Source organism: Lactobacillus sp. OTU4228 (assembly GCF_001006945.1).
GTDB classification, from domain to species: domain Bacteria; phylum Bacillota; class Bacilli; order Lactobacillales; family Lactobacillaceae; genus Lactobacillus; species Lactobacillus amylovorus.
This window is the reverse complement of record NZ_CDLD01000038.1, coordinates 1-26,553: the sequence shown is the minus strand read 5'-3', so window position 1 is coordinate 26,553 and position 26,553 is coordinate 1. Positions and strand designations below refer to the sequence as shown.

At 40.0% G+C, this 26,553-nt stretch carries 22 protein-coding genes; 19 read left to right on the top strand and 3 right to left on the bottom strand.

Annotated elements, in window-relative coordinates:
- The first annotated feature begins 78 nt into the window (after window positions 1-78).
- The 18 genes from BN1206_RS07735 to BN1206_RS07650 all read left to right on the top strand — a co-directional run bounded on the left by BN1206_RS07735 (window position 79) and on the right by BN1206_RS07650 (window position 22,827).
- Complete coding sequence (locus BN1206_RS07735) at window positions 79-2,955, top strand: mucin-binding protein (protein WP_052543178.1); 2,877 nt, start codon at window positions 79-81, stop codon at window positions 2,953-2,955.
- A gap of 74 nt (window positions 2,956-3,029) precedes the next feature.
- Entirely contained in the window at window positions 3,030-3,479 is a 450-nt protein-coding gene (locus tag BN1206_RS07730; protein ID WP_013642383.1) for a DUF3290 domain-containing protein, read from the top strand.
- 1 nt (window position 3,480) lies between these two features.
- Window positions 3,481-4,119 (top strand): DUF421 domain-containing protein, encoded by a 639-nt coding sequence (locus tag BN1206_RS07725; RefSeq protein ID WP_052543177.1) that lies wholly within the window; start codon window positions 3,481-3,483, stop codon window positions 4,117-4,119.
- A 19-nt stretch (window positions 4,120-4,138) separates the two neighbouring features.
- Window positions 4,139-4,939, top strand: coding sequence for an SIR2 family NAD-dependent protein deacylase (locus BN1206_RS07720; RefSeq protein WP_014566114.1), 801 nt, complete (start codon window positions 4,139-4,141; stop codon window positions 4,937-4,939).
- Window positions 4,940-4,946: 7 nt separating this feature from the next.
- Window positions 4,947-5,903: an exonuclease domain-containing protein gene (locus BN1206_RS07715; RefSeq protein ID WP_013438533.1), complete on the top strand. Its 957-nt coding sequence runs from the start codon at window positions 4,947-4,949 to the stop codon at window positions 5,901-5,903.
- Window positions 5,904-5,912: 9 nt separating this feature from the next.
- Window positions 5,913-6,773 (top strand): DNA/RNA non-specific endonuclease, encoded by an 861-nt coding sequence (locus BN1206_RS07710; RefSeq protein WP_013438532.1) that lies wholly within the window; start codon window positions 5,913-5,915, stop codon window positions 6,771-6,773.
- 37 nt (window positions 6,774-6,810) lie between these two features.
- A complete protein-coding gene (locus BN1206_RS07705; RefSeq protein ID WP_014566113.1) occupies window positions 6,811-8,238 on the top strand; it encodes a C69 family dipeptidase in 1,428 nt (475 codons plus the stop codon).
- A gap of 281 nt (window positions 8,239-8,519) precedes the next feature.
- On the top strand, window positions 8,520-9,605 hold the full coding sequence (locus BN1206_RS07700; RefSeq protein ID WP_052543176.1) for an ABC transporter ATP-binding protein: 1,086 nt from the start codon (window positions 8,520-8,522) through the stop codon (window positions 9,603-9,605).
- Window positions 9,605-10,471, top strand: coding sequence for a carbohydrate ABC transporter permease (locus BN1206_RS07695; RefSeq protein ID WP_013438529.1), 867 nt, complete (start codon window positions 9,605-9,607; stop codon window positions 10,469-10,471). The genes BN1206_RS07700 and BN1206_RS07695 overlap by 1 nt, the downstream gene beginning before the upstream one ends.
- A gap of 3 nt (window positions 10,472-10,474) precedes the next feature.
- A complete protein-coding gene (locus BN1206_RS07690; protein WP_013438528.1) occupies window positions 10,475-11,299 on the top strand; it encodes a carbohydrate ABC transporter permease in 825 nt (274 codons plus the stop codon).
- Window positions 11,283-12,578 carry an MBL fold metallo-hydrolase gene (locus tag BN1206_RS07685; protein WP_013438527.1) on the top strand — a complete coding sequence of 432 codons (1,296 nt, stop codon included), beginning with the start codon at window positions 11,283-11,285 and terminating at the stop codon, window positions 12,576-12,578. The genes BN1206_RS07690 and BN1206_RS07685 overlap by 17 nt, the downstream gene beginning before the upstream one ends.
- 53 nt (window positions 12,579-12,631) lie before the next feature.
- Entirely contained in the window at window positions 12,632-13,936 is a 1,305-nt protein-coding gene (locus BN1206_RS07680) for an extracellular solute-binding protein (RefSeq protein WP_013438526.1), read from the top strand.
- Between the two features lie 103 nt (window positions 13,937-14,039).
- A complete protein-coding gene (locus BN1206_RS07675) occupies window positions 14,040-14,957 on the top strand; it encodes a magnesium transporter CorA family protein (RefSeq protein WP_013642377.1) in 918 nt (305 codons plus the stop codon).
- 15 nt (window positions 14,958-14,972) lie between these two features.
- Window positions 14,973-15,920, top strand: a complete 948-nt coding sequence (locus tag BN1206_RS07670; RefSeq protein ID WP_013642376.1) for a serine hydrolase — start codon at window positions 14,973-14,975, stop codon at window positions 15,918-15,920.
- 115 nt (window positions 15,921-16,035) lie between these two features.
- Window positions 16,036-16,611, top strand: a complete 576-nt coding sequence (locus tag BN1206_RS07665) for a TetR/AcrR family transcriptional regulator (protein ID WP_013438523.1) — start codon at window positions 16,036-16,038, stop codon at window positions 16,609-16,611.
- Window positions 16,612-16,615: 4 nt separating this feature from the next.
- Entirely contained in the window at window positions 16,616-20,260 is a 3,645-nt protein-coding gene (locus tag BN1206_RS07660; RefSeq protein WP_052543175.1) for an MMPL family transporter, read from the top strand.
- Between the two features lie 113 nt (window positions 20,261-20,373).
- Complete coding sequence (locus BN1206_RS07655) at window positions 20,374-21,405, top strand: zinc ribbon domain-containing protein (RefSeq protein WP_052543174.1); 1,032 nt, start codon at window positions 20,374-20,376, stop codon at window positions 21,403-21,405.
- Window positions 21,406-21,744: 339 nt separating this feature from the next.
- Window positions 21,745-22,827, top strand: a complete 1,083-nt coding sequence (locus BN1206_RS07650; protein ID WP_052543173.1) for a YSIRK-type signal peptide-containing protein — start codon at window positions 21,745-21,747, stop codon at window positions 22,825-22,827.
- Here the strand turns inward: BN1206_RS07650 and BN1206_RS07645 are convergent.
- The gene (locus BN1206_RS07645) at window positions 22,799-23,101 is read right to left on the bottom strand and encodes a LysR substrate-binding domain-containing protein (protein ID WP_231575998.1); all 303 of its coding nucleotides are present in this window, start codon (window positions 23,099-23,101) and stop codon (window positions 22,799-22,801) included. The genes BN1206_RS07650 and BN1206_RS07645 overlap by 29 nt on opposite strands.
- Window positions 23,102-23,112: 11 nt before the next feature.
- Entirely contained in the window at window positions 23,113-23,310 is a 198-nt protein-coding gene (locus BN1206_RS07640) for a helix-turn-helix domain-containing protein (RefSeq protein ID WP_013438518.1), read from the bottom strand.
- Between the two features lie 204 nt (window positions 23,311-23,514).
- Here BN1206_RS07640 and purB point away from each other — a divergent pair, with 204 nt between their 5' ends.
- The gene (gene purB, locus BN1206_RS07635; RefSeq protein ID WP_052543172.1) at window positions 23,515-24,864 is read left to right on the top strand and encodes an adenylosuccinate lyase; all 1,350 of its coding nucleotides are present in this window, start codon (window positions 23,515-23,517) and stop codon (window positions 24,862-24,864) included.
- A gap of 53 nt (window positions 24,865-24,917) precedes the next feature.
- Here purB and BN1206_RS07630 read toward each other — a convergent pair whose 3' ends face one another.
- Window positions 24,918-26,300 carry an NAD-dependent succinate-semialdehyde dehydrogenase gene (locus BN1206_RS07630; protein ID WP_052543250.1) on the bottom strand — a complete coding sequence of 461 codons (1,383 nt, stop codon included), beginning with the start codon at window positions 26,298-26,300 and terminating at the stop codon, window positions 24,918-24,920.
- Window positions 26,301-26,553 lie beyond the last annotated feature (253 nt).

The window sequence follows — 26,553 nt, the reverse complement described above, 5'->3', positions numbered from 1 at the left end:
GAAAGCGGTTTCATGATAATGTATACGTATCAAAAGTATAATTAATTTGATACGTATACACAATAGGAGGCCATGAAAATGACATCTAAGAAAAATTTTAAAAAGAAGATGAAGAGATATCACAAGAATCACGAAGATCATAAGGAAATGAGCCCTAGAGCTAAGAAAGCTGCGGCTGGTGCGGCTTCTGCACTTTTGGGTGTTGGAATTATGACAGGCGCAAACACTCATGTTGTTAAGGCTGCAGGATATCGTGAAGATGAGATTGCTGAAGTAGAAAGCGCAAATGTTCTTAGTTCTGAAAAGACTAAGGTAAGAATTAGCGTGCAACAAAGAACTAATAGTACTGAAGATCAAAATGGTGAAGTGATTTCAGATGAAAGTACTGAAACTTCAAATGATGTAGTAACAGATACATCAACTGAAACTGCATCTACCAATCCTGAATCTGTAGCAACTAATGACACAACTGTTGATACAACTTCAACTGAAGGCACAAGTCAGCTCGAAACTCAAAGTACTGAGACGACTACTGAGCAAGTATCAGCAACTGGTGATACTTCAAATGAGGAAACTCCTAAGGAAAAGACTAAAACTCCAACTTATGATGATGCTAAAAATGAAGTTGAAAACATCAACAATACAAATAATGGCAAGTTAGATGAGGCTATTGAAAATGCCAAAGGCGAAGGCGTAGAAGTTGATGTCGCAAATGGAGAAGACATCACAACCAATGTTAGTGGTATTAAGGATGCTGAAGGAAAACTTGAGGAACATATTCAAAAGCAACTTGATAAGATTAATAAAGCTTTAGAACAATATAGGACCGAACTTGAAAAATACAATAAGGAATCTGCAGAATATGAGATAAAATTGGCTGAATATAACCAAAAGAAAGCAGACTATATTGAAGAACTAAAAAAATATGGGCTTTGGGATGAAAATAACGTTGATATTGATAAAGTATCGCAAGATTTAATTTTGGATCCAAATGAAAGTTCAAAAGTTACTGTAGTGTATAAAGGCGATAATGTAACAGTAGGAACTGGTAATAAAACTATAGGAACTAATCCGGATACTCAAGTAGTACTAGATCAATTTTATAAAATTAATAAAGAAACACTTGGTGAATTTCTTAGACTTGAATATACAGGTTTTCAAAATTCAAAATATGGCAATGTTGATATTGGAAAAATTTCAGTTTCATTTAGTGGTTGGAAGCCAAACTATGAAAGAGATAAATATGATCCATCAGGTATTTATTTCAACAATAAATTAACGGATGGTTTCTGGTATGTTCATAGTGATGGTGTAACCGTAGATATTACTTTGTACGATAAAAAAGATAATCCGATTGATTTGAAGGATGGCACCGCATATATTACGGCAGGCTCTTTGAACAGTAAGGGTACAGGTAGTAAGTACATTGAAAAAGCCGAAATTATTAATGACAAAGAACATAATGAGTATGGCGGAAGCGGTCTTGCTTTACCTGAATCTACGGTAAAAGTACATGAGGGTGCCGGAATTTATGGTGGCGATGTTCTTTATTCAGAGAAGAACAATGAAGTGTTGGTAATCTATGGAGACGTTAACGATAACACCATAAGAAAACAAACTCAAGCAGCAATAAATGCTTGGGGAGACACTGAAACTAATAGAGCCATTATTAATAAGTATATTAATTGGGATAACTCTAACGATAATAAAAAAGCAATCTTTGGTGCCGGCTTATTCAAAGTTCACGGTAAGAAAATTAAGATTAGATTCAGTACAGATACAGGTTCAGCTTGGGCAACTTATTCAACTTCTATTCCTAAAATGACTTTGGATGCAGTGCATCCAGGTAAGGCCCCTGAAAGACCAACGTTAAAAATCGAAGTTGAAAAGAAGCAAATATTATTAAATAAAAATTCTAGTGTACATATTCACTACGTTGATGTATATAATGATATTCAAAATGGTGTAACAAGTGGCTTTGATCATGTAAGTCTAGGACATGGTACTGAGTTGGGTGAGCATGTTCAACATATTGAATATTTGGCTATTGGTGATGACTACCAAAACACATTGTGGGATTGGGCGAGTGCTGGTTATGTTTTGGCTGAAATGTATGTACCTGAAGCTTTGAGGGGTACTATTAAGGATGACCCACAACACCACTATGTTTACTTGACTCATAACACTGAGACAGAGCATCGTCATATGGATGTTAACCAAGTAATTCACTACACTTATGAAGACGGTACTACTGCTCACGAAGATTATAATAAAACATTGCACTTTGTTCAAACAGGTACTAAAGATTTAGTAACTGGAGAGATTACTTGGGACGGTGAATGGACAAAGACACAGACATTTGTAACAGTTGTAAGTCCTGTAATTGAGGGCTACACAGCTGATCGTCTAGAAGTAGGTCCATACGACATTATAGTAACCAATGTTAACTATGGAAATAATCTGGATAAAGAAGATACTGTGGTCTACAGACCAAATACTACAACTCCAGATCTTGATCCGGACCCTACTCCAGCCCCAGACCCAACACCTACTCCTGATCCAGAACCTGAACCAACTCCAGCCCCAGACCCAACACCTACTCCTGATCCAGAACCTGAACCAACTCCAGGTCCTCTTCCAGAAGAAGAACCAGATAAGGAAAACAAGGGTACAGGTACGGCTAAGGTAGCTCCAGTCAAAGCTGCAACGGTTTCTGATGAAGCTCAAACTCCAGAAACAGTTTCAACCACAGAGAGCATTTCAGACGAATCAACCGAAGTAGCTGAAAAGAGTCAAAATGAAGAGACTTTACCTGAAACAGGTGATAAGAAGGCTGAAGCTGCAGGAGTTCTTGGAGCGTTGGCAGCCACAATGGGTATCACAGGCTTGGACGCTTCAAGAAGACGTAAGGCTAGCGCAAAAGTTAACAGAAAAGATAAGAAGAACGGTAAGTAGATTTGAAAAGTAGTGCGAAAGCACTGCTTTTTTTGCGTATGTTAGAATGAACCAAATTAGAAAGGAGTCTCTTAATGACCTTTTATACCCTAAATTACATCCAAAATAATCAGAATACGGATCGGGCCATTTTCTACATTCTGATGTTAGTCGCCGCATCGGCAATGATTATTTTTACCGTCCTTTATCTGCGCGATCGGTTTAACACCAGATACCGCGATCTAGGAATTATTGCCCTATTATTTTTACTCATGTTTGTGGGGACACAGTATGAGAAGTACACACAGATTAACATGCAAAAGTCCCAGGCAACGCAGATCATTCCCTTTATCAAATCTGTTGCCCGCGATGAAAATGTTAAAACCTCCGATGTGTTGGTCAATTCTACTACCTTAACAGATGGCATGATCGTGCGCATCGATTCCAAAAATGTGGATTATCAATTGAATCTGAATGAAGATCGCAATACTTATACGCTGACTCAAGCACACGTGATTGATCATAGGGTGGATGTGAAGAATTAATATGCAACTAGACTATACTCAACTTTTTATCAAATTTGCCCTCGGCATTTTAACTTTAATTATTCAAATCAACGTTTTCGGTAAAAGCAACTTAGCTCCAACTACGGCACTGGACCAACTACAGAACTATGTTCTTGGTGGAATCATCGGTGGTTTAATTTACAATTCCAGCATTAGTATTTTGCAATTTTTACTAGTTTTGATTGTTTGGACACTAGTTGCCTTCATCCTGAAATTCAGCCGCGACCACAACAGCTGGATTCGTGGCATTATTGACGGCAAGCCCGTTCAAGTGATCAAGGATGGTAAAGTCTTAGTCGGCAACTGTATGAAGGCAGGAATTTCCGCTAATGAATTGATGTTTAAACTCAGAAGCCGCGGAATTTATTCTGTTGAAAAAGTGAAGAACTGTATTTTTGAACAAAACGGGCAATTAACTATTATTGAAAATGATGAGGCTAATATCCGTTTCCCAATTATTAGCGATGGGCAGTCCAACGTCGATGTGCTGGAGTTGATTCACAAAGACGAGTCTTGGCTCGAGCATGAAGTAGAAAAAGCAGGTTATAATAATATTAATGATGTCTTTTTAGGCGAATACATTGATGGAAAACTGCATTTTACAGGTTATACAAAATAATTAGGAAAAGAGAATCATAATGACAGATTTAACTAAGGTAAAAGAATGGCTGAAAGATGCTGGTGCCGTGATCGTCACTGCTGGTAATGGCATGGCTAAAGAGGAAGGCCTCGACATTTTAAGCGAGGAAAACTTTGATGATGAATATGGCAAGGTTGCTGACAAGTACGATGTGCATACAATCGGGGATGCCCTCGACAAGAAGTTTGATACTTGGGATGAACAATGGGCTTTCTGGAGTCAACTGGTCAACGAATATTCGCTTGAATATGAGCCAAGTGAAACTATGTTGGCTTTAAAGGAGCTGCTCAAAGATAAGCAATACTTCATCGCTACTAGCACTTTCGGTCACTTCTTTGAAAATGCTGGTTTTAACGAAAAACGCATCTTCAATGCCTTCGGTGACTGGACCAGAATGCAATGTTCTAGCGGCGTGAACCATGGTCAAAAGGATGATCGTGAAGTCGTTAAGAAGTATTTAGAAGGAAAAGGTGAAGTGCCAAAGTGTGAGGATTGTAATTCTCCAATGGAATTGCACATGCCACTTAACGCCAATTTCTTCCCAGACACCGATGCCAATACGCGCTTCCGTTGGTTCTTAACCGGTAACGAAGACAAGAAGGTCGTTGTCTTAGAACTCGGCGTTGATGAAACCAGTCCACAACTGCTTGATCCAATGGTTAAGCTAGTTGAACAGTTCCCTAATTGGCATTACGTTGCTGCAGATTTAGCCGATAATGATTTACCAGACGATATTCAAAAGAGATCAGCTGGTTTTGCCACAGATTCACACGATATGATGATGAAATTAACTAAATAGGTGAGAAATGAGTATTTACGTAAAAAACGGGATTCTGCATGTTCCCGGTGCCCAAGATAAGTTGCGGCAAAAAGGGCAAGAAATACCTGACTTTTTGTCTAATTACACCATGCTGGATATTGAAACGACTGGCCTGAGTCCATACAGAGACCGCATTACAGAACTTGGTGCAGTGAAGGTCAGAAACGGCCAAATCGTTGACCAATATACTAATTTGATCAAGTTCCCTAAGAACAATAAGGTGCCTGCTTTTATTACCAAATTGAATGGCATTACTGAAGAACAAATCGTTAATGAGGGGATTCCTGCTGAACAAGCGATTAAGGAATTCCGTGAGTTCATCGATGACGACATTATCATTGGTTATAACGTCAACTTTGATCTGAACTTTTTATATGATTTAAGTCAAAAGTACAAGTTGCCAATCTTAAATAATGATTACGTCGATGTGTTACGCTTAGCCAGAGCGTACTATCCACGCGAACGCCACAATCGTTTGATTGACTGCATGCAGCGTGCTGGTATCGCGCAAGTAGAGGAGCACCACGGTTTAGCCGACTCGCTTGATACGATCAAGGTCTATAACGACTTTAGTGCGCACTTCACCGATGATTTGCTTGAAGCGACACGTAACAAGATCAAGAACGTTGATTTAACTGGCGACGATGTCGATTACATTGATCTCGGTTTTAGAAATCCGGTCCAAAATAAAAACATCGTTTTATCAGGTCACATTCATATGGATGAACAAGACGCCGACAAGATGATTGGCAACATGGGTGGTAAGGTCGAAGATAAGGTTAACCCAATGACCAATTATCTGATTATGGGTGACCATGATTTCTTTAGAAAAGACAACGAAGATTTGAATACGGCACGTGATTTGATTAAAGATGGTGCCAAGATTAAGCGTTTGTCAGAAAGCTTCTTTTTAGGGATGCTTGATGACTGGGCACGAAGTTAGAGGATTTTTATGGCAAGAAGAAGACGACGCAGAAAGCAGAGTACTGTTTTTTCATCGATTATTGTAATTATCGCTATTGCCTGGGGAGTATTTACTAAAGCTGGCAGCGATCCTAATGGTAGCCAATTTATTAAAAATGTAACTGGCAATAGCAATGACCAAGTAACCAATACTATCAAGAGTGCTTCAAAAAGCAATAAGGTCTATGGCGGGCTATCGCAAAGCGATTATAAAAAGCTAGCTGATTTGAATTTCAAGAGTGGCTCTAGGGCATATACCGAAGTGAACCATAATCGTTCGACCTTAGTTAAAAGCTCTTGGAAGATCAACCGAGTAATTTATTCAAACCTTGATTCGCTGAATAGAACTTCACGTTCCAATACTGCCTTTTTGGAGCGGCGCAACGTGGCTAATGATAGTTTGCGTGTGCGGCAGTTCGTAGAACCGACTGGTTGGCATTACAACCACAGAAACGGCACGCAGATTTATAACCGTGGTCACCTGATCGCTTATTCGGTTTCCGCTGGTATCGACCAAAGCGGTAACTACGATCCAAGCAACCAATCCGGGGACCAGAACAACCCTAAGAACCTGTTTACCCAATCGGCTTTTTCTAACCAACGAATTCAAACCATTTTTGAAGCTAAAGTTAGAAAAGCTCTGAGAGAAAATAAACGCGTGATTTATCAAGCCACTGCTGTATTCAGAGGCAATGAACTAATGGCGCGCGGAGTTAACCTGCAGGCCGTTTCAACTGATGGCACGCTGGACTTCAATGTTTATCTGTATAATATTCAACCTGGCTATCAATTTAACTATAATAATGGTAGAGCTAAAGTTGATCGCCAAATGCAGGTCAATGAAGAGTAAAATGTAGATATAAATTTTTAAAAGGGAGTACATATTAATGAAAAAAGATAACTGTACCGCAATGCTTGTCGGTAAAGATGCTTCAATCGATGGCTCAACTATGATCGCTCGTGACGAAGACGGTTACGGCGGCATTAACGAAAAGCTGTTTGTCGTAAACAAGGCTCGCCACTACGATGAAGATTATGTTTCAAAATACAACGGCTTCAAGATGCACCTTGAAGGTGATGGCTGCAAGTGGACTGCTGCTCCAACTGCTGATGATTCAGAAGGTCGTTGGGACGAACAAGGTATCAACGAATATAACGTCGCTATGTCAGCTACCGAAACTGAAGCAACCAACGCTCGCTGCCTAGGTCACGACCCACTCGTTGAAGACGGTATTAACGAAGATTCAATGGTTTACATCACTTTGCCATTCGTTAAGACTGCACGTGAAGGTGTTAAGCGTTTAGGTCGTTTGATTGAAAAATATGGTACTGGTGAAAGCAACGGTATCGCATTTTCAGACAACAAGGAAGTTTGGTACCTTGAAACTGGCGCTGGTCACCAATGGGTAGCTGCTCGTGTTCCTGACGATTCATACGCAATTTGTCCTAACATTATGGTTATCCAAAACGTTGACTTTAATGATCCAGACAACTTTATGTACAGCAAAGGCCTCCAAGAATTCGTTGAAAAGAACCACTTGAACAATAGTACCGATGGTAGTTTCAACTTCCGTGATATCTTTGGTACTAAGGATGAAGCTGATGCTTTCTACAACACCCCAAGAACTTGGTACGGTCAAAAGTTGTTTAACCCAAGTATTGAACAAGATCCAACTAGCCAAGAAATGCCATTTACTCGCGTTCCTGAAAAGAAGATTGGCGTTGAAGACGTGCAAAGATTTTTGACTAGTCACTACAACGGCACCCCATATGATCCAATGGATACTTTCTCATCCGGCACTGAAAAAGAACAAAAGATGTTCCGTTCAATCGCATTAGACAGAAACCAAGAATCAAGCATCTTGCAAATCAGAAACGATGTTCCAACTAAGATGGCTGCTATTCAATGGATCAACATGGGCTTTTACGCATACTCACCATACGTTCCTTTCTATACCAACATCGAAGATACGCCACTTAACTACAAGGTTGCCGAGCACATGGTTGATCCAGACAGCAGTGCTTACTGGCTTTACAAGACTTTGCAAGTAATCGTTGAACCACGTTACCACCAATACATTTATGAAGTAAATGCTTACCGTGACGATTGCCAAAGCTACGGTATCGGTCGTATCGATGCCATTGATGAAAAAGCCAAGGAGCTTGACGGTACTGAATTAATCAAGTATTTGACTAACGCCAACGATGTTACTGCCGGCGTAATTACCAAGAAGACCAAGGAATTAATGAGCAAATTGGTAAGACAAGCTTTGAACAGTTCTAAGTACCAATTTGAACGCGGCGACAATTTATAAAAAAATAAATAATTTAGAAAAAATAGGTCATGAAAATTAATTTCATGACCTATTTTTTGGGTACGTACCACAATATTTAGCAAACCCGAACAAAAAAGCAAAATACAACTATGCAAAGGCTTGAATACAAATAAAACGCGAATACTGAGAGAGGTTTATTTCACCAACACTGAGAAACCACGAATTTTTTTACTGAATTATTTGTTTTTTGTGTCTTTTTAGCTTAAAATTAATAGATAAATTTATAAACTTAAATCAATATATAGTGGTGTGTGAAACTTATGAATGATGATAAATTTGTTGAAGTAAAGAACCTTAAAAAGGTTTACGACAATGGTCACGAAGCAATCAAGGACGTTAGCTTCTCAGTTAAGAAAGGCGACCTTGTTTGTTTACTTGGACCTTCAGGTTGTGGTAAGACAACCATTTTGAACATGCTTGCTGGTTTACTTAACCCAACCAGTGGCGATATTCTTTTTGATGGCAAGTCTGTCGTTAACGTAGCACCTAAAGATCGTCAAATTGGCTACGTTTTCCAGAACTATGCTTTATACCCACACATGACAGTCCTTCAAAATGTTATGTTTCCTTTAACTGTGGGCAAGCAAAAAATGCCTAAAGATAAGGCTAAGGAGATTGCGGAAAAGTACATGGAAACCACGCAAATCACCGAACTTGCCGACCAAAAGCCAGGTAACTTGTCAGGTGGTCAACAACAGCGTGTCGCAATCGCTCGTGCCTTGGTGCAACAACCTAAGATCTTGCTCATGGACGAACCTTTGAGTAACCTTGATGCACGTCTTCGTTTGAAGATTCGTGAAGAAATCCGTAACTTGGTTAAAAAAGTGGGCATCACTACTTTATTCGTTACCCACGACCAAGAAGAAGCTTTATCCATTGGTGATAAAATCATCCTCTTCAACAATGGTGTGATCCAACAAGACGATATGGGTCAAAACTTCTATCTTGAACCAAATAACTACTTCGTTGCTAATTTCGTTGGTAACCCTGTAATTGATAATTTCAAAGTTACTGTTAAAGACGGCAAGATTACCGGCTCGGACTTTGAAATCAACGTAGATGACTTAGAACAAAGTCGTTTCAAACATGATTTAACTGATGGCGAATACACATTATCTGTTCGCCCTGAAAATATTTTGCCAGCTGATAGTGGTCACGTTTCGGCTAAGATCGACGATGTTGAATTAATCGGCCGTGAATGTATTTTAAAATTTACTCATGATGGCGTTCAAGCTCGTTCACTTGTTGATCTTGAAACCCCAATTAAGAGGGGAAACACCGTTAACTTAAAGATGCGCCTAGATCGCGTATTCCTCTTTACTAAGGAAGGAGAGCGTGTCTACTAATGAAGAGCAATCAAAAGAAAGCTTGGCTCTTTTTAGCGCCAACAATTATCTTTGTTACTTTCTTTAGTATTTACCCAATTTTACGGGCATTTGTGATGAGTTTCCAAAGCGGTCCATTAATCAATTTGAACTGGACTGGCTTTAGCAACTATCAATACATCTTTAGTGATCCCGAATTTTGGCGCGCAATTAGAAACACCATTCTTTATGCGCTAATTTCGGTGCCTGTAGCATTAGCTATTTCAATCATGCTCGCATGGTTTATTTTCAGTAAGGTAAAGCACAAGTCATTCTTTGAAACGACTTTCTTTATGCCTTACGTTACTTCAACTATTGCGATTGGTATCGTGTTCCGTTACATCTTTAATGGTGAATACGGGATGCTTAACTTCCTATTAAGAGCACTTCATTTGCCAGCTCCTAACTGGATTGATGATCCATCAATGTCACTGACAACCATCATTATCTTTGGTGTTTGGACATCACTTGCCTTTAACATCGTTATCTTGATGGGTGCTCTTCGTAACATTGATCCAAACTACTACACTATTGCCGATATGTACGGCGCAACCGGTACTGAAAAGTTCTGGCGTATTACTATGCCACAACTTGTACCAACGATCGCCTTCTTATTGACGATGAACATTATTGCGGCATTCAAGATTTATACTTCCGTATATGCATTGTTCAACGGACAAGCAGGTGTCGGAAACTCAGCTACAACGGCAGTGTTCTACATTTATAACAAATTTCAAATTGTAGGTACGCCAGGTGTAGCGATGGCCGCAACGGTAATTTTATTCCTCATCATTATGTTCGTAACCTTCTTACAACGTAAGATGATGAAAAAGATTGGGGGACGGTAAAAAATGAAGAAGATTCGTTGGGGTGCTTTGGTTGCTTACATCGTTTTAGCAATCTTTGCGATTATTACTGTCTTTCCATTCGTTTACATGATTTTGGGCGGACTAATGAGTTTTAGAGAAACGACAACGATTCCGCCAACATTAATTCCTAAGCACTTTGAATGGTCAAACTATGCTAAGGTCTTTGCCCAAGCACCATTTGCTCGTTACTTCTTAAACACCTTTATTACGGCTAGTGTAACGACTATCGTAAGTTTGTTTAACGCACTTCTTGGTGCTTTTGCCATGGTTAACTTGAAGTTCAAGGGTAAGGGCGTTGTACAAGTCGTTCTTTTGTCACTCTTGATGGTGCCAGGTGAAGCAATCATCTTCACTAACTACAACACCATTGCCAGAATGGGCTTACTTAACACCTACATCGGTTTGGTATTACCATTCTTGACTTCAATTTTCTACATGTACTACTTACAAAGCTACTTCGGCTCAATCTCACAAACCATCTACAAGGCTGCGATGATTGACGGGGCTAGCGACTGGGAATACATCTGGAGAATTTTGGTACCAATGTCTAAAGGTGGTTTGTTCACTGTGGCGCTTTTGAGCTTCATTTCAGGTTGGAATTCATTCCTATGGCCATTATTGGTAACCAATGAAGACAGCATGAGACTGTTGAACAACGGTTTAACTTCATTTGCCTCAGATGCAGGTAGTGAAACGCAATTGCAATTAGCAGCTGCTACATTAACCGTTTTGCCAATCTTGATCTTATACTTCATCTTTAGAAAGCAAATTATTCGAGGAGTAGTACGTAATGACCTTAAAGGATAAAACAACCGTTACCTTTTATAACGGTTTAACCACAATTGGTGGACCAATGATCGAAGTGGCTTATAACAAGTCACACGTTCTGTTTGACTTAGGCGAAGTATATCGTCCTGAGTTAAAGCTGCCAGATGAAAGTTACCAAACTTTGATTAAAAATCAGTTGATTGGGGATGTGCCTGATTTTTACGATCCAAAAATTACGGGCAAGCCAATCGATACTGAACGCTGGGAACACTCTGCAGCTTACATTTCACACTTACACTTGGACCACAGCAAGGTCCTAAACTTGCTTGCACCTGAAATTCCACTTTATGCAGGTCCAATTACTGCTCATTTACTTCCTGCTTTGAATGAAAATGGCGACTTTCTTTTACCAGCCGCTGGGCACGAGAAGAACTACACTCGTCCAATCATTGCGGCTGAGTATAAGAAGCCGATCAAGGTGGGAGATATTACCCTGGAAATATATCCTAGTGACCACGATGCTTACGGTGCAACTGGCTTACTAGTTAAGACACCGGACAAGCAAATCGCCTACACTGGTGATATTCGTTTGCATGGCTACCACCCAGATTTGGTTCGTGCCTTCATGCAAGCGGCCAAAGGTAGCGATATGTTGATCATTGAAGGTACTGGCGTTTCTTGGCCAGAAGAAAAGCACGATGAAAACAGCGAAGAATTCACTGGTCCTAAGAACGAAGTGGAGTTAACTGAAGAAATCGTGCGCTTGCAAAACGCCAACCCTGATCGCCAAATCACCTTTAACACTTACCCAACTAACGTGGAGCGTTTGCTTAGAATTGTTTCTGATTCTCCACGTAAGGTGGTTTTGCATGCTAAGCGTGCGCATTTGATTAAGGACAGTCTTAACGAAGATTATCCATATTACTACTTGCCAGAAGACAAGAAGTATTCTGATTTGAATCCAGAGCTTGAAGTCAGCTACGACGAGCTTTTGGCGGATAATCATAAATACTTATGGCAAGCTGTAAGCGATTATGATAAGCTTCAAATGGGCGGTCTTTACATCCATTCAAATGCCGAGCCATTGGGTGACTTCGACCCTACCTACAAGCCATTTGTAGAGCAATTCGCTAAAAATAAAATTGAGTTCATTGCATTGCGTTGCTCAGGCCACGCCGATGAAAAAGAACTCAAAGAAATAATTGGTGGGATTCAGCCAGCTATTTTGGTACCGGTGCACACATTGCATCCGGAGCTGGAAGAGAATCCATTTGGAGAACGTATTTTACCTAAACGTGGTCAAACAGCCACGCTTTAGTAAAATTAAAGATTATTGTTGTTTAGCTTTATTTTTTAGGAGGATTTATCCAAATGAAGTTTAGTAAGAAACTTGCTATGGCTGCCGTTGCTGCTTTAGCCTTAGTAGGAACTGCTGCTTGTTCAAATGGCGGTAGCAACTCTTCATCAAGTTCATCAGAAAAGATTCCATCAAAGATTACTAAGAAGACTACAGTTGTCTTTTGGAACGCTATGCCTGGTGTACAAGGTTCTACTTTGAAGCAATTGACTAACGAATTCGAAAAGAAGAACCCTAAGATTAACGTTAAGTTGGAAAACCAAGGTACTTACAATGATTTGCAAGCTAAGATCAACTCAACTTTGCAATCACCAAACAACTTGCCAACTATTACCCAAGCATATCCAGGCTGGCTTTGGAATGCTGCACAAAACAAGATGCTTGTAAACATGACTCCATACATCAACAACAAGAATGTTGGTTGGGGTAGCGCTAAGGCATCTGGTATTAGAACCGAACTTCTTGACGGTGCTAAGATCAAGGGTACCCAATATGGTATTCCATTTAACAAGTCAATCGAAACTTTGACTTACAACGCTGACATGTTCAAGAAGTATGGCATTAAGAAAGTTCCAACCACTATGGAAGAACTTAAGCAAGTGTCAGAAACTATTTACAAGAAGAGTAACCACAAGGTTGTAGGTGCTGGTTTTGACTCACTTTCGAACTACTACACTCTTGGCTTGAAGAACGAAGGTGTTAACTTCTCAGACAAGGTTAACTTCAGTGGTGCTGCTTCAAAGAAAGTTATTAACTACTACGCAGATGGTATCAAGAAGGGTTACTTCAGAGTGGCTGGTTCAGAACACTACCTTTCAGGTCCATTTGCTAACGAAAAAGTTGCTATGTTCATCGGTACTTCAGCAGGTGAAGGTTTCGTTAAGCAAGGTGTAGGCAACAAGTTCACTTACGACGTTGCTCCACGTCCTGGCAAGTACACTATGCAACAAGGTACTGACATTTACATGTTCAACCACGCAACTGCTGATCAAAAGGCAGCCGCATTTAAGTACATTAAGTTCTTGGTATCTAAGTCAAGTCAACTTAAGTGGGCTAACGCTACTGGTTACATTCCAGTTAACGAAAGCGTTGTAACTTCAAGCGAATACAAGAACAACAAGAGCACCAAGCTTCCTGCTAAACTTGAAGACTCAATGAAGCACTTGTACAGTGTTCCTGTTTCAAAGAACTCAAATGCTGCATACCAACAATTGAACAGCATTATGCAAAACATTTTGTCCGCAGCACAAAAGGGTCAAAATGTTAACAGCCAAATTAACGCTGGTAAGCAAAAGTTTGATGCTGCTTGGAAGCAATAAAACTAAATAGCAATTAATGTTAAAAGCAGACCGTGCTGGGTCTGCTTTTTTTATGGAAAAATGGTAACATTTATAGGTAAATAAAAATGCAGAGGTGAGCCAGTTGATAAGACAACAAAATTTCCCGGTGGAAACAAAATATAAATGGTACGACATCAACAATTTAAGCGAGGAAGACAGCGATAAGTTGCAAAGTGAGTTCAATTTTACGCCGGATATTATTTCATATATTTCCGACCGTCACGAACGTCCTCGCTACGACTATGACTTGCATACCAAGAGTCACTTGCTAGTTTATGATGTACCAATCTGGCCCACCAATACGATTAAGCACTTCACTTCCCACCCAATTACATTCTTGGTTGTCGGTGAAAATGTCTTCACTTTCCATACCGAATCAACCAGTTATGTTTTTGACGAATTCAACGACGAACATATGCGGGAAAGATTATCTGAAGCAAAGGATGTAACGGAACTGTTGATGCTGTTCTTTCTTTACTCTTCACAATATTTCCAGCGTGCCGTTACGCAGCTTGATGTTGAGCGTAACAGCTTGGATCAAAAATTGTCTGATAACATTAACAACAAGGATTTGGTCGAGCTTTCTAATATTGAAAAAAGTTTGGTTTATTTGTCCAGTTCTATTCAAACTGATCTGATCATGTTGCACAGCTTGGACCACAGTAAATTGAACTTCACTAAGGAAGCTAAAGAACGACTCGATGACGTGTTAATTGAATCAAGCCAGTCAGCAGAAATGGTTAGGATTTCACAACAAGTTACGAAGACTTTGTCAGCAACATCCAACAACATGATGAACAATAACCTGAACGACACGATGCAGTTCTTAACTGTGTGGTCATTGGTTTTGACGATTCCAACTATTTTGACTGGGTTCTATGGGATGAACGTTTCTTTGCCAATCTTGAAAACCTCGTTTGACTGGATTTTGATTATCCTATTGATGGCGGTTTTGATGATCTGGCTAGTAATTCTGATGAAGCGACACCATTTCTTCTAAGATTGAGGCAAATAAATGAAACATAAAGTATTAATAGGTGCAATTATTACGACCTTGGTGGCCTTTCTTTTGTACACGACTAACTTAAAACGCGTGGATAACGCCAAATTAAAGGTTGTGGGACCAACAACCAGCAAGGTTAATAAGACGAAAAAAGCCAAGGAACCAAAGGTCAAGACGCTGAAGGAACCTAAGGTTAACTCAATTGAATATACCAACCACGTTAAGGCTAAGAGCGGTAGCAACAAGAAGCTGGTTAAGATCATTAAGAAGACGATGGGCGTTGATGACAGCTACCAAGTTGCCGTCCAAGATTTGACCAATTCTAGCCGTTATGCCGTAGTCGCTAATACGCAAAAAGCACATGATGCTAAAAAGGCGATGAAGCTGTTCTTGCTTATTGCGCTATATGAACAAGAACAAAACGGTAAGATTAATTCTAGAACCGCGATTAAGATTAAGAAGTCAGACAAGGCCAAGGGCGATAAGATGTTCCAGGTTAATATGGCTTATGGCATTGCTTACTTGCGTGAAGGGATGCTTAAAGGCAATAAGACTGCATCAAACGCTTTGCTTAGAAAAGTTGGCGTAAATAATGTTGACTCTGTAGCTAAGAGAATGGGTGCAACGCAAACGTCGATCGCCAAGAACTTTAACGGTGATTCATATGGTAAGACGACTGCTAACGATTTGACTAAGACGATGGTCGGTCTTTACCAAGGTAGAGTGCTTAACCGGCAACATGCTAGTCGTGTGCTTAGCACAATTGCTAGCTCACGTCCTTTGCCAAGCATGGTGAACGGCATCAGCGGCGGCGTTTATGCGATCGGTGATGATGATTTTGCGACAGCAATCGTCCAAGGCAACGGCCATGCTTACAGCATGTCTGTTTGGGGCAGCAACAATAAGAACTTTAATAAGCTAGGCAAACAAGTTAATAATTGGTTTAGTAAAAGAAAATAAATAGGCATAAATAATAAGGCGTTTCGCCTTATTATTTTTTTGCATTATTTACACTATGTAGATTGTATTCTTCACTTTGTAGTGATATATTATGCTAGGAGAAGGAGGGATGAGAATGACACAAAAAAGAAATCTTGATCTGGACAAGATCATCGATCAGGCAACTGAGCTGATTTGTGAGAATGGCTTAGATAAGATGACGATGCCAGCTTTGGCTAAGTCATTAGATGTTCGCTCGCAATCACTTTATCACTATGTTTCAGGCCGAAAGCAGTTATTATCCTTAATTGGTGCAAGACAAGTGAAGATCTTACGGCACAAGTTAATGGATGATTTGATTGGGATCTCCGGTAAGGGGGCCTTGCTTAAGTTTGCGGACACGGTGCGTGACTTTTTGTTGAGTGATCGGGCTTTGTCCAGTATCGTGTATCATTTGAACGAATATCCAAAGGATGCTGAGATTAGTCAGGAGATTTTTAATCTAATAAAATTAGGTGAAAAGCTTAATTTTAGAAAAGAGAGTGTCATTTCATTCCATGCTTTAATTGGTGCTGTATTGGGTTATGTGTTTTTAGACAATTCATCTTCTTTTGTTGATGAAACTAAGGATGAATCTAATCGTAATTATCACGAAATGATTCTGCGTCTCGTAGAACCAGAGCCTGATTTACAAAAACTAGGGAGGAAATAGGAAAGTGCAGAAATTTCTGAAAAATCATGTTTTTTCTTTAATTGCATGGGTTTTGATATTGATTATTTCCGTTGTTGCTTTGCCTAATATCACTGAGCTAACTAACGCTCACTCAGATATTACATTGCCAAGCAATGTTGAAAGCAACGTCGCACAATCAATTGAAAACAACTGGGGTGCAAAGAAGAAAAACACCTATGCGATAGCACTTGTTTTTAACAAGGAACATGGCAAGCTGACTGATGCTGATAAACAAGCTATCAACAATACGCTTGACAAGTTTACTAATGATAAAAGTAAGTACGGAATTAAGGACACGTTGCTTCCTGATTCCAATATTGCTACTAGAAAGAAGCTTCAATCAAAGGACGGTACGACTTGGGTAGCACAATTCAACGTATCTAAGAAGGGCCGTACGGTTGAACAAGTTTATAACCAAATGAATAGGGATGTTAAAACGCAAGGCCTTCGCACTTATGTAACTGGTGCTGACGTTTTGCAACATGACTTCTCTGCTTCAATTCAGGAGGGAATTAAGAAGACTGAGGCAATTACAGTTGTCTTCATCTTTATCGTCTTAATTATCGTATTTAAGTCACCAATTGTGCCATTAATTTCATTATTGACTGTTGGTGTATCATTCCTTACTTCCTTCTCAATTGTTACGAACTTAGTAGAACATGCTAATTTCCCATTCTCAAACTTTACTCAGGTGTTCATGGTTATCGTGCTATTTGGTATCGGTACCGACTACAACATCCTGCTGTATGACAAGTTTAAAGAGGATCTGGGGAAAGGGATGGACAAGTACAAGGCGATGCACGATGCGCTTCGTAACGCTGGTAAGACCATCCTTTACTCAGGTTCATCTATCTTAATCGGTTTTACAGCTTTAAGTTTGGCTAAATTCTCTATTTACAGATCAGCTGTTGGTGTTGCCGTTGGTGTTGCCGTACTTCTGGTAGTACTTTTAACACTCAACCCATTCTTTATGGCTGTTCTTGGTAAGAAGATGTTCTGGCCAGTTAAGAAGTTCACTGGCGAAAGTGATGATAAGCTTTGGCATGGAATTTCAGCTTCAACTTTGAAACACCCAATCATTTACTTGGCTGTTTTAGCCGTGGTTACAGTTCCATTTATGTTGATGTACTCAGGCCACTTGAATTACGACGATACTGATGAAATTGCTGATTCAGTTCCATCTAAGCAAGGTTTATTGGTAGTTCAAAAGCACTTCTCAAAGGGTATGGCTGAGCCATCATACTTGTACATCCAAAGTAAACATAGATTAGATAACGAAGAAAACTTGAAGTTGATTGATCAATTGACCAGACAACTTCAACAATCAAAAGACGTTTCATTTGCAACATCTGTAACCCAACCTTACGGTCAACCAATTGATATGCTTTATGTAAACAATCAATTGAACACTGTTAACGATGGGGTAGATCAAGCTCGTTCCGGTTTAGGTAAGTTAAGCAAAGGTGCTAATAAAGTAGCAAACGGTGCTAACAGATTAAGAGACGGTGCTGATCAACTTCAAGATGGTACGGGTCGTCTTCAAAGTGGTGCCCAACAATTAGTTGGTGGCACTAGTCGTTTGCAAAATGGTGCGCAACAATTACAAAGTGGTGCCGTTCGTTTACAAAACGGTTCAAATCAATTAGTTAGTGGTGCTACTCGTCTTGAAACTGGTGCAGGTCGTTTGGCTAGTGGTACTCACGCACTTCAAAGTGGTGCAAGCAGCTTACAAAGCGGTGCTAACAAGTTGCAAAATGGTGCTAACAGTTTACAAGCTGGTACCAAGACCTTGCAAAATGGTACCCAACAAATGGCTAACCAATTGCAACAATTGAGTACACAACTTTCTAACCAATTGAGTGGATCAAACAAGCAACAACTTGCTGCATTGCAAACTGCTTTGCCACAAATTAATAGCGGTATTCAACAATTGAATCAAGCTGTTGGTGGTATAGATGTTGCTCAAATTAAAGGCTTAACTGAACAATTAAATGGTCTTCAATCAAAGGCTAGAGAAGCACAAGCTCAAGCAAAGAAGGCTGCAGAAACAGCTTCGAATGCAGCAGTTAGTGCAGCTGTTCAAAATATAAAAGAACAATTAGCCAAGCAAAATGTAAAGGCAACAATTGATCAAAGTGCAGTTACTGCTGCTGCTACTCAAGCTGCTTATAATGCAGTTGGTAGTCAAGGTGGTTCAGCTTCAGCAGGTATTGATCCTAATACTTTAAGCTCTTTAACTTCATCACTTCAACAATTATCAACTCTTCAAGCTCAAGTAGCTAAGTTAGCTCAAGCTTCAAACCAAGCACTTCCGGGTGCCGCAACTGCTTTGAACCAATTAAGCTCAGGCTTAAGTCAAGTTCAATCAGCTGCTAGTGCAGGTGTTGCCGGTGCAAACAAGCTTAACTCAGGTGCTGCTGCTCTTAACAGTGGTGCAGGTCGCTTGAGTACTGGTCTTGGCAGTCTTGCAAGTGGTGCAGGTCGTCTTAACGCTGGAGTTGGCCAACTTAACAGTGGTGCAGGTCAACTTCAATCAGGCTTAGGTACTCTTGCCAACGGTGCAGGTACTCTTAACACTGGTCTTGGTACTTTAGCTAACGGTGCTGGTCAACTTAACAACGGTGTTGGTCAATTAGCTAGCCAAGCTCCACAACTTATCTCAGGTGTCGGCCAACTTAACAGCGGTGCCGGTCAACTTGCAAGTGGTGCTGGCAAGTTAGCTTCTAGAGTTCCACAACTTACTACTGGTATTGATACTGTCAACAGTGGTTTGGGTCAAGGTGAAGCTTACCTTAGAGGCTTAGGTTCATCTGCTGCCGCAGATACCTTCTACATTCCAAAGGAATTCTTGAAGAATGAAATGTTCAAGAAGTCAATGGATGTATACCTCAGCCCTGACAAGAAGTCAGCTCAAATTATCGTTGTCTTCAACTCAAACCCAAGTGCAACTGAAGCTACTGACGAATCACAAGAATTGAGCGCAATGGCTAAGAAGACCTTCCAAGGTACTGCTTTGAAGAATGCAACTGTTGCTATGGGTGGTCAAAGTTCAAAGATCAAGGATACTAAGTCAGTTGCTAGTGGCGACTTCATCAGAACTGCCGCAATCATGTTAATTGGTATCGGTATTGCTTTGATGTTCGTAACTCGTTCACTTCTTCAACCTGTTTACATTCTTGGTACTTTGCTTATTGCTTACCTCTGCTCACTTTCAATCAACCAATGGATTGTTAAGGTAGTTCTTGGCAGAAGCATGCTTACTTGGAATACACCATTCTTCAGCTTTATCATGTTGATTGCCTTAGGTGTTGACTACAGTATCTTCCTCATGACTCGTTACAACGAGCTTAAAGAAGAGGGCTTTACTACTCCAAGTTCAAGAATCTTGAAGGCATGTGCCATCATTGGTACGGTTGTTATCTCAGCCGCAATCATCTTGGGTGGTACTTTCGCAGCCCTCATTCCATCAGGCATTCCAACCTTGATCGAAGTTGCCTTGACTGTGGACGTTGGTTTGTTAATCTTGGTATTCATTTTGCCAATTACCTTATCAGCTGCAGTTAAGTTAACTTATGAAGGTATTGATTTCAGTAAGTACTTTAAGAGAAATAGAACTAACAATAATTAGTTAAAAAGATAAAGAGCAGTCCTATGATGTCGTAGGACCGCTCTTTTTTTGCTCTCGTCTTTTTGCTTGTATAAGCATGGTATAATAATACAAAAAAGAAGGGACTTTTGAATATGACTACATGCCCAAACTGCGGACACGAGATTAGTGATACAGATGACATCTGTCCAAACTGCGGCTTCAACCTGAAAAAGTATCGTGATGACTTTTTCACGGATCAACACAAGCAGGCTAAGTATGAACAACCCGATGAAGGAAAGAAGATAGCTAGCCGTGCCGCATACCGCGAAGAATTTTATCCAGAAAAGCAAAATTCCACTGTACAAAGAATGATTGCCTGGATTAGACAGAATGCAACCATCGTCTTTTTGCTGGGCGTCTTTTTACTGATACTGATGAGTTTTTCTAGAGCAGCTGGTTGGATTTGCTTCCTAGCTTTGATGGTCTGGCTCTTCATCGTCTGCGATCGGAAAGATAAAGTTGAGCAATATACTGCTGATAAGCGATTAACGGAAAAGATTAATCAGGTAGGTTCGAATATATTTAACCGCGTTGATGAACGTGAAGATAAGGTGAGAACACGCAGTAAGGAATTTGCGGAGAAGCACCCTAAGGTAGAAAGCCAAGTTAGAGAGATTAAAAAGCAACGCAGTCACCGTTATAGCTATATTCAACTATCTGTAATCTTGACGGCTTTGATCAGTTTGATCGTTTTATTCACCGACTCTGGTGCTTCCGTTTCGGCTGTAAGTTATACACAAAAGATGTCCATTTCGAATGTGATCTTTAGTTTGGCTGGTCGACTTTTATCAACCAATTCACTTCAAGCGCTTATTTTGTACATTGTATGGCTACTTCTGTTGATGTTCCCAATCTTCATCATTTACAACGTTTTGAAGAATACGAAAAGTAGTCAGATTTTGGCATTTATTTTGTCACTAATTGAAACGATCTTCTTGATTTACATCGTTTATATGATGTCTAGTTCAGTCCATGCATCAAATGGTGTTGTGGCACAGATTACTAGTCAGTTGATTTCATATGCTGTTTCAATTGGAACTTCTGCATACTTCTTGCTATTAGCCAGTGTTTTAACCACAGGTCTTTCAGGATTCAACATTTTTAAGCACAAAGATAATCAATAATACTTTTTGAAGCACAGTTTGACACACGTCAGGCTGTGTCTTTGTTTTGCAATAAAAAAGCACCTAAAAACTACGGTGCTCTTTTTTAAGACTTTGATATCTTATTTATCGAACCATTACATAGATTTTAGGGATGTTACAATAGCAAATTGCCAGATTTTAAAAAAATAAAATTATTTCAATTTTTTAAAATGACACTAAAAAAACTTTGAATATAAAAATAGCTGAAACCTCTACAGGAATAGCACTTTTTGCAAAATATGTGTTATTTTAACGCCTACAAAGCCCTCTACACCGCATATACTGACAATTGTTAGGACTAATAGGGAGGATAGGAAGATGTTATCCAAAAATAATTTCAAAGAAAGATTAAGAAAAATGGAGCCTCGTAAAGAGCGCTTCTCAATTCGTAAGTTTTCTGTAGGGGCAGCATCCGTTTTAATTGGCTTTTTCTTTATGGGAATGGATCAAGGCCAAACTGTTAGAGCTGCTGATACTACACAAAATGATGTGAATGTAGAGCAATCAAGTTCAACTCAGAAAGAGGATGCTAATAAATATCAACCGGAATATGGTGAAAAGACTGTTACTCAAGGTTCTAGTGTAGATGATCCAGCAACTTGGTCAACTGCAGATGGTAACCAAGGTAACCCAGTGGACCATGGTAGCAGTGCAAAATTTAAGTCGATGACTGGCACACCTGAATGGGCAACTGGTGCTGCCACTGATGGTACGATTACTTTAGCACCAACTACCTCTGTTGAAGCAGGTACTTATGTCATCCCAGTACTAGTAACTTATGGAGATGGTACTTCAGAAAAGGCTTATGCTCCTGTAACCATTACTGGTGTTAAGCACGATGACGACAATAATATCTGGGTTTATGGTCAAAATACTCAGAGTTCATTCAGAATAGGTACGTTTGACACTCACAAGACTAATGATGGTAGTGCCAACGCTATGGAGATTGTTGCAGCACCAAAGCTTGATCTGATTAAGTTTACAAATCAAGCTTATAATAAGGACACTCATCAATATAAAGATGTTTCATCAGTCACATACACTTTAAATCCTGATAAGACACAGTATGTTGCAACCTTAGTAACTATCAATGGTCAAACTTTCACTGGTAATGCCATAACACGTGATCTACTTTGTCAAGTTAAGAGTAGTGCAGTATTATCCTTTGATGTTGATCAAGTACAAACTTCTTGGATGCCGGCTTCAGATCAATGGGCACAAGGCAAGGATCGTCGTGCCAACACTGATGCTTCTAACTTTGCTTCTGGTACTGGTACATCATTTGCTAACTCACAATATGGTGATCCTAACGGTGATCAACGCTCTAAATCACCAGAACAATTAGCTGGTAACTCACGTGCACGTGCAAATATTAACTTGAGTGGTGATGCTGCTGGCTGACGATCAACTTAACCGAATTAGTTCGCAATAGTTTGCTTTGATAGTGGTTATTGTTGATCGGGCTCAGCGAATTGAGCAGCGCAATATCGATTTCACCATTTTTCAATTTGGCACTCAAATCATTAGAACCTGCCTCAGTAATTTCAATATTGTGGTTCAAGTTTTCTTGATCAAGTTCAGTCAATATTTTGGCTAAATAAACTTTACCCACAATCGGCGACACACCCCCACGCAACTGTGGATAATTTGCCTCCGCTACCTCATTTTTCGTCATTTCAAATAGATTCAAGATTTCACTGCTGCGGTCGTAGAGAATCTTCCTCGCGGCGTTTTCTGAGTAATTAGTGTAGTTCTGAACTCTTTAGATAATCGCTTAACAGCCGCTGAAATAGAAGGCTGGCTCAAGTTGAAGAATTCTGCTGTTTTAGTATAGCTGTGCGTTGCAACTAATTTTTGATAATATTCTAGATCCTTGATGTTCATTTTTATCCCTCGTTTTACTTAGTATAGTTAAATTTTCTCCTTTTATAAAAATAACTTATAAAAAATATTTTTATCTGTGGAAAAACAGTGAATTTGTTGCCCTTAATCATTAATTTTATTAATCAAAAGGCCGTTCACAAAATTGTCTGCTGTGAAAACTAGCGTTTTAATGAAGATAGTTAGTAGAAAAATGAAGGGAAAACAATGGCATCATCATTAATTAATTCAGAATTATTCAAAGATCAATACAGTACAAAAGAAATGCGCGCCGTATTTAGCGGACGCGCTCAAATTCAAAGTTGGCTCGATTGCTGGGTAGCTTTAGCCCAGGCCGAAGCAAAGAACGGCGTTATCCCAGAAAGTGCCGCCGAAGAAATCGCCCAAAAAGCACACGCCGAAGACATCGATATGGATTATGTGCGTGAAGGTTTTAAAAAGACCTCGCATCCCCTAATGCCACAGATTCGTGCTTTTACCCAGCTTTGCTCACCCGAAGCCGGCGGCTACATTCACTGGGGCGCCACCACGCAAGACATCACCGACACAGGGATGATTTTGCAATTAAGAAATGCCCAAGACATTTTAGAAAAACAATTAGAGCACTTATTAAATCAAGTTTTAGACAAAGCCGAAAAATACAAGGCTCTGCCAGAGGCTGGTAGAACGCATGCTCAGCACGCCGTCCCAATTACCTTGGGTTATAAGTTTGCCATTTGGGCAGACGAACTGGGTCGCGATCTCGAAAGACTGCAACATGATCGCAAGACTTACTTTGCTGGCAACTTCGGTGGGGCAGCCGGAACCTTGGCTTCTCTTTTTGATAAAGGCATTGCCGTTAGAAATGATTTTTGTAAAAATCTCGGTTTAGCTATTCCAACGATTACCTGGCACGTTTCAAGAGATCGCTTGGCTAACTTCTCCAGCGATATTGCGATTGCTGCAAGCACGATTGGCAAGATGGCTAACGAAATCATTAACCTGCAAAGAACCGAAATCGAAGAGGTCGAAGAAGGATTCCAAATGGGCAAGGTTGGTTCCAGCACGATGCCACAGAAGCGGAATCCAATGATCTGCGAAAACATCTATGCTAATGTCCGTTTGGTTAAAAATAATGCCAACTTAGGCCTTGAAGCAATGGTGCAAGAGCACGAACGCGACATGTCCTTCTGGCAAACTGAATGGATGTACTTGTCAGAAATGTGCTTAGTCTTTAGTGCCGCCATTAAAATGATGAGCCAAGTAATGGATCAAATGATCGTTCATGAAGATAACATCAAACGCAATTTGAACATGACGCATGGACTGATCGTTTCAGAACGCGTGATGCTCGATCTTGGCCGTTACATCGGTCGACAAAACGCCCACGAAGTCATTTACGAGGATGCGCAAAAAGCGTTTAACGACGGCATTGATTTTCTTGATGTGCTTTTAGCTGACGAGCGAGTAACCAAGGATGTCGATGAGGCTACTTTAAGAGAAATGCTTGATCCAGCCCGTTATGTTGGTTCATGCGTGCAAATGGTCGACGACGTAGTAAAGAAATGGCGCAAGTAAAAAAGATTGGTTTTTAGCCAATCTTTTTCTTTTTATACAGTTAAAGTAATTAACTATTGATTATTTTTAGTAACGTCGATAACTAAGTGTTCGTTAACAAATGCCATCATACCAAGTTCGCTTAATTCACAACCATAGCCTGACTTCTTCACACCACCAAATGGCAATTCACCAGAAGTGATCCAGCGACCGTTGATGACCGTCATTCCAGTTTCGATTTGAGCGGCAATCTTTTGTGCACGTTCGATATCGCTGCTGATTACTGATGAACCCAAGCCATAGCTTGAATCGTTTGCCAATTGAATAGCGTCATCGTCATCGTTAACCACGAAGACTTCGGCAACAGGGCCAAACAATTCTTCATCGAAGATTGGGTTGTCCTTGTCAATATTGGTCAAAACGATTGGTCTAAAGAAGGCACCCTTAGAGTCAATTTCTGGGTATTGGTAGAAGACCTTAGCACCTGCGTCAGTGGCTTTCTTTACTTGAGCTTCAAGCTTTTCCTTAGCTCTTTCGGAGTTCATTGGTGGCAAAGTGGTGTCGTCTTCAAGTGGATCACCAGCCTTCAAGCTTGAGAAGACGTTCTTCAATTCGTGCAATACTTCGTCGTAACGGGACTTTTCAACGATGATGCGCTTAGATGAAGTACATACTTGACCATCGTTATAAGTTCTAGCATCCCCTAAAACGTTACGGAGTAGTTGTGGATCTGCGTCATCCAAAACGATAAAGGCATCGTTACCACCAAGCTCCATCGTTGACTTCTTCAAGTTTTTACCAGCAGCTTCAGCAACAGCAGAACCGCCACGTTCAGAACCAGTTAATGCAACGCCTTGGATGCGTGGATCGGCAATAATATCGCCTAATTGATCATAGCTTGGGTAAAGGTTGATTAAACTGCCTTCAGGAGCACCAGCACGTTTGATGATCTTAGCGGTGAGTGCGGCAGAACCTGGAACGTTATGAGCATGTTTAAGCAAAACTGGGTTACCCACGATGAAGTTAGGTGCAAAGACACGAATAACTTGGTAAAGTGGGAAGTTCCATGGTTCACAAGCCATGATGACACCAGTTGATTGCTTCAAGTAGTAGGCGTTACCTAAGCCGGTATTTAATGGGGTAGGCTTAAGCATTACTGGACCATTTTTAGCATAGTAATCACAGATTGAAGCACATAATTCAACTTCTTCTCTTGATTCGCGTAAAAGTTTACCCATTTCAAGGGTCATCATTTTAGCTAATTCATCTTCATGTTCATGCAAAGCATCGGCAACGTCGTGTAAAATTTTTGCACGACTTTCAGGCGTTTCATGACGCCACTTTTTATAAAGTGCATAGGCTAAGTTGATGGAATCTTCGATTTGCTTAGCAGTTGGATTATCATAACTAGCAAATTCTTCATTGGTATATGGATTGATTGACTGATATCTAGACAAAGTGTTTCCCCCATTCATAAATTTTTATTCTTCAAGTCACATAATTTATTATAAAGCGTTTGCAAATAAAACACATCGATTTGTACTTTTAGTTAGTAAAAATGCATGATAAACTTTTTATATGTAATACGCGTGGTGCTAGTTAAATCGTTTTAGTTAACAAAAAAAGTCCAATCTTGTTAGACTCGACTTGTAAACATATTAATAGAAAAGAGTCTGACTAGATTGAACTACCCTAAGCTTAAGCGTTTTT

What these genes read in the sequence shown, in the direction of transcription:
- BN1206_RS07735 (WP_052543178.1), top strand. Translation starts at nt 79, where the DNA reads ATGACATCTAAGAAAAATTTTAAAAAGAAGATGAAGAGATATCACAAG.
- BN1206_RS07730 (WP_013642383.1), top strand. Translation starts at nt 3,030, where the DNA reads ATGACCTTTTATACCCTAAATTACATCCAAAATAATCAGAATACGGAT.
- BN1206_RS07725 (WP_052543177.1), top strand. Translation starts at nt 3,481, where the DNA reads ATGCAACTAGACTATACTCAACTTTTTATCAAATTTGCCCTCGGCATT.
- BN1206_RS07720 (WP_014566114.1), top strand. Translation starts at nt 4,139, where the DNA reads ATGACAGATTTAACTAAGGTAAAAGAATGGCTGAAAGATGCTGGTGCC.
- BN1206_RS07715 (WP_013438533.1), top strand. Translation starts at nt 4,947, where the DNA reads ATGAGTATTTACGTAAAAAACGGGATTCTGCATGTTCCCGGTGCCCAA.
- BN1206_RS07710 (WP_013438532.1), top strand. Translation starts at nt 5,913, where the DNA reads ATGGCAAGAAGAAGACGACGCAGAAAGCAGAGTACTGTTTTTTCATCG.
- BN1206_RS07705 (WP_014566113.1), top strand. Translation starts at nt 6,811, where the DNA reads ATGAAAAAAGATAACTGTACCGCAATGCTTGTCGGTAAAGATGCTTCA.
- BN1206_RS07700 (WP_052543176.1), top strand. Translation starts at nt 8,520, where the DNA reads ATGAATGATGATAAATTTGTTGAAGTAAAGAACCTTAAAAAGGTTTAC.
- BN1206_RS07695 (WP_013438529.1), top strand. Translation starts at nt 9,605, where the DNA reads ATGAAGAGCAATCAAAAGAAAGCTTGGCTCTTTTTAGCGCCAACAATT.
- BN1206_RS07690 (WP_013438528.1), top strand. Translation starts at nt 10,475, where the DNA reads ATGAAGAAGATTCGTTGGGGTGCTTTGGTTGCTTACATCGTTTTAGCA.
- BN1206_RS07685 (WP_013438527.1), top strand. Translation starts at nt 11,283, where the DNA reads ATGACCTTAAAGGATAAAACAACCGTTACCTTTTATAACGGTTTAACC.
- BN1206_RS07680 (WP_013438526.1), top strand. Translation starts at nt 12,632, where the DNA reads ATGAAGTTTAGTAAGAAACTTGCTATGGCTGCCGTTGCTGCTTTAGCC.
- BN1206_RS07670 (WP_013642376.1), top strand. Translation starts at nt 14,973, where the DNA reads ATGAAACATAAAGTATTAATAGGTGCAATTATTACGACCTTGGTGGCC.
- BN1206_RS07665 (WP_013438523.1), top strand. Translation starts at nt 16,036, where the DNA reads ATGACACAAAAAAGAAATCTTGATCTGGACAAGATCATCGATCAGGCA.
- BN1206_RS07655 (WP_052543174.1), top strand. Translation starts at nt 20,374, where the DNA reads ATGACTACATGCCCAAACTGCGGACACGAGATTAGTGATACAGATGAC.
- BN1206_RS07650 (WP_052543173.1), top strand. Translation starts at nt 21,745, where the DNA reads ATGTTATCCAAAAATAATTTCAAAGAAAGATTAAGAAAAATGGAGCCT.
- BN1206_RS07645 (WP_231575998.1), bottom strand. Translation starts at nt 23,101, where the DNA reads ATGACGAAAAATGAGGTAGCGGAGGCAAATTATCCACAGTTGCGTGGG.
- BN1206_RS07640 (WP_013438518.1), bottom strand. Translation starts at nt 23,310, where the DNA reads ATGAACATCAAGGATCTAGAATATTATCAAAAATTAGTTGCAACGCAC.
- purB (WP_052543172.1), top strand. Translation starts at nt 23,515, where the DNA reads ATGGCATCATCATTAATTAATTCAGAATTATTCAAAGATCAATACAGT.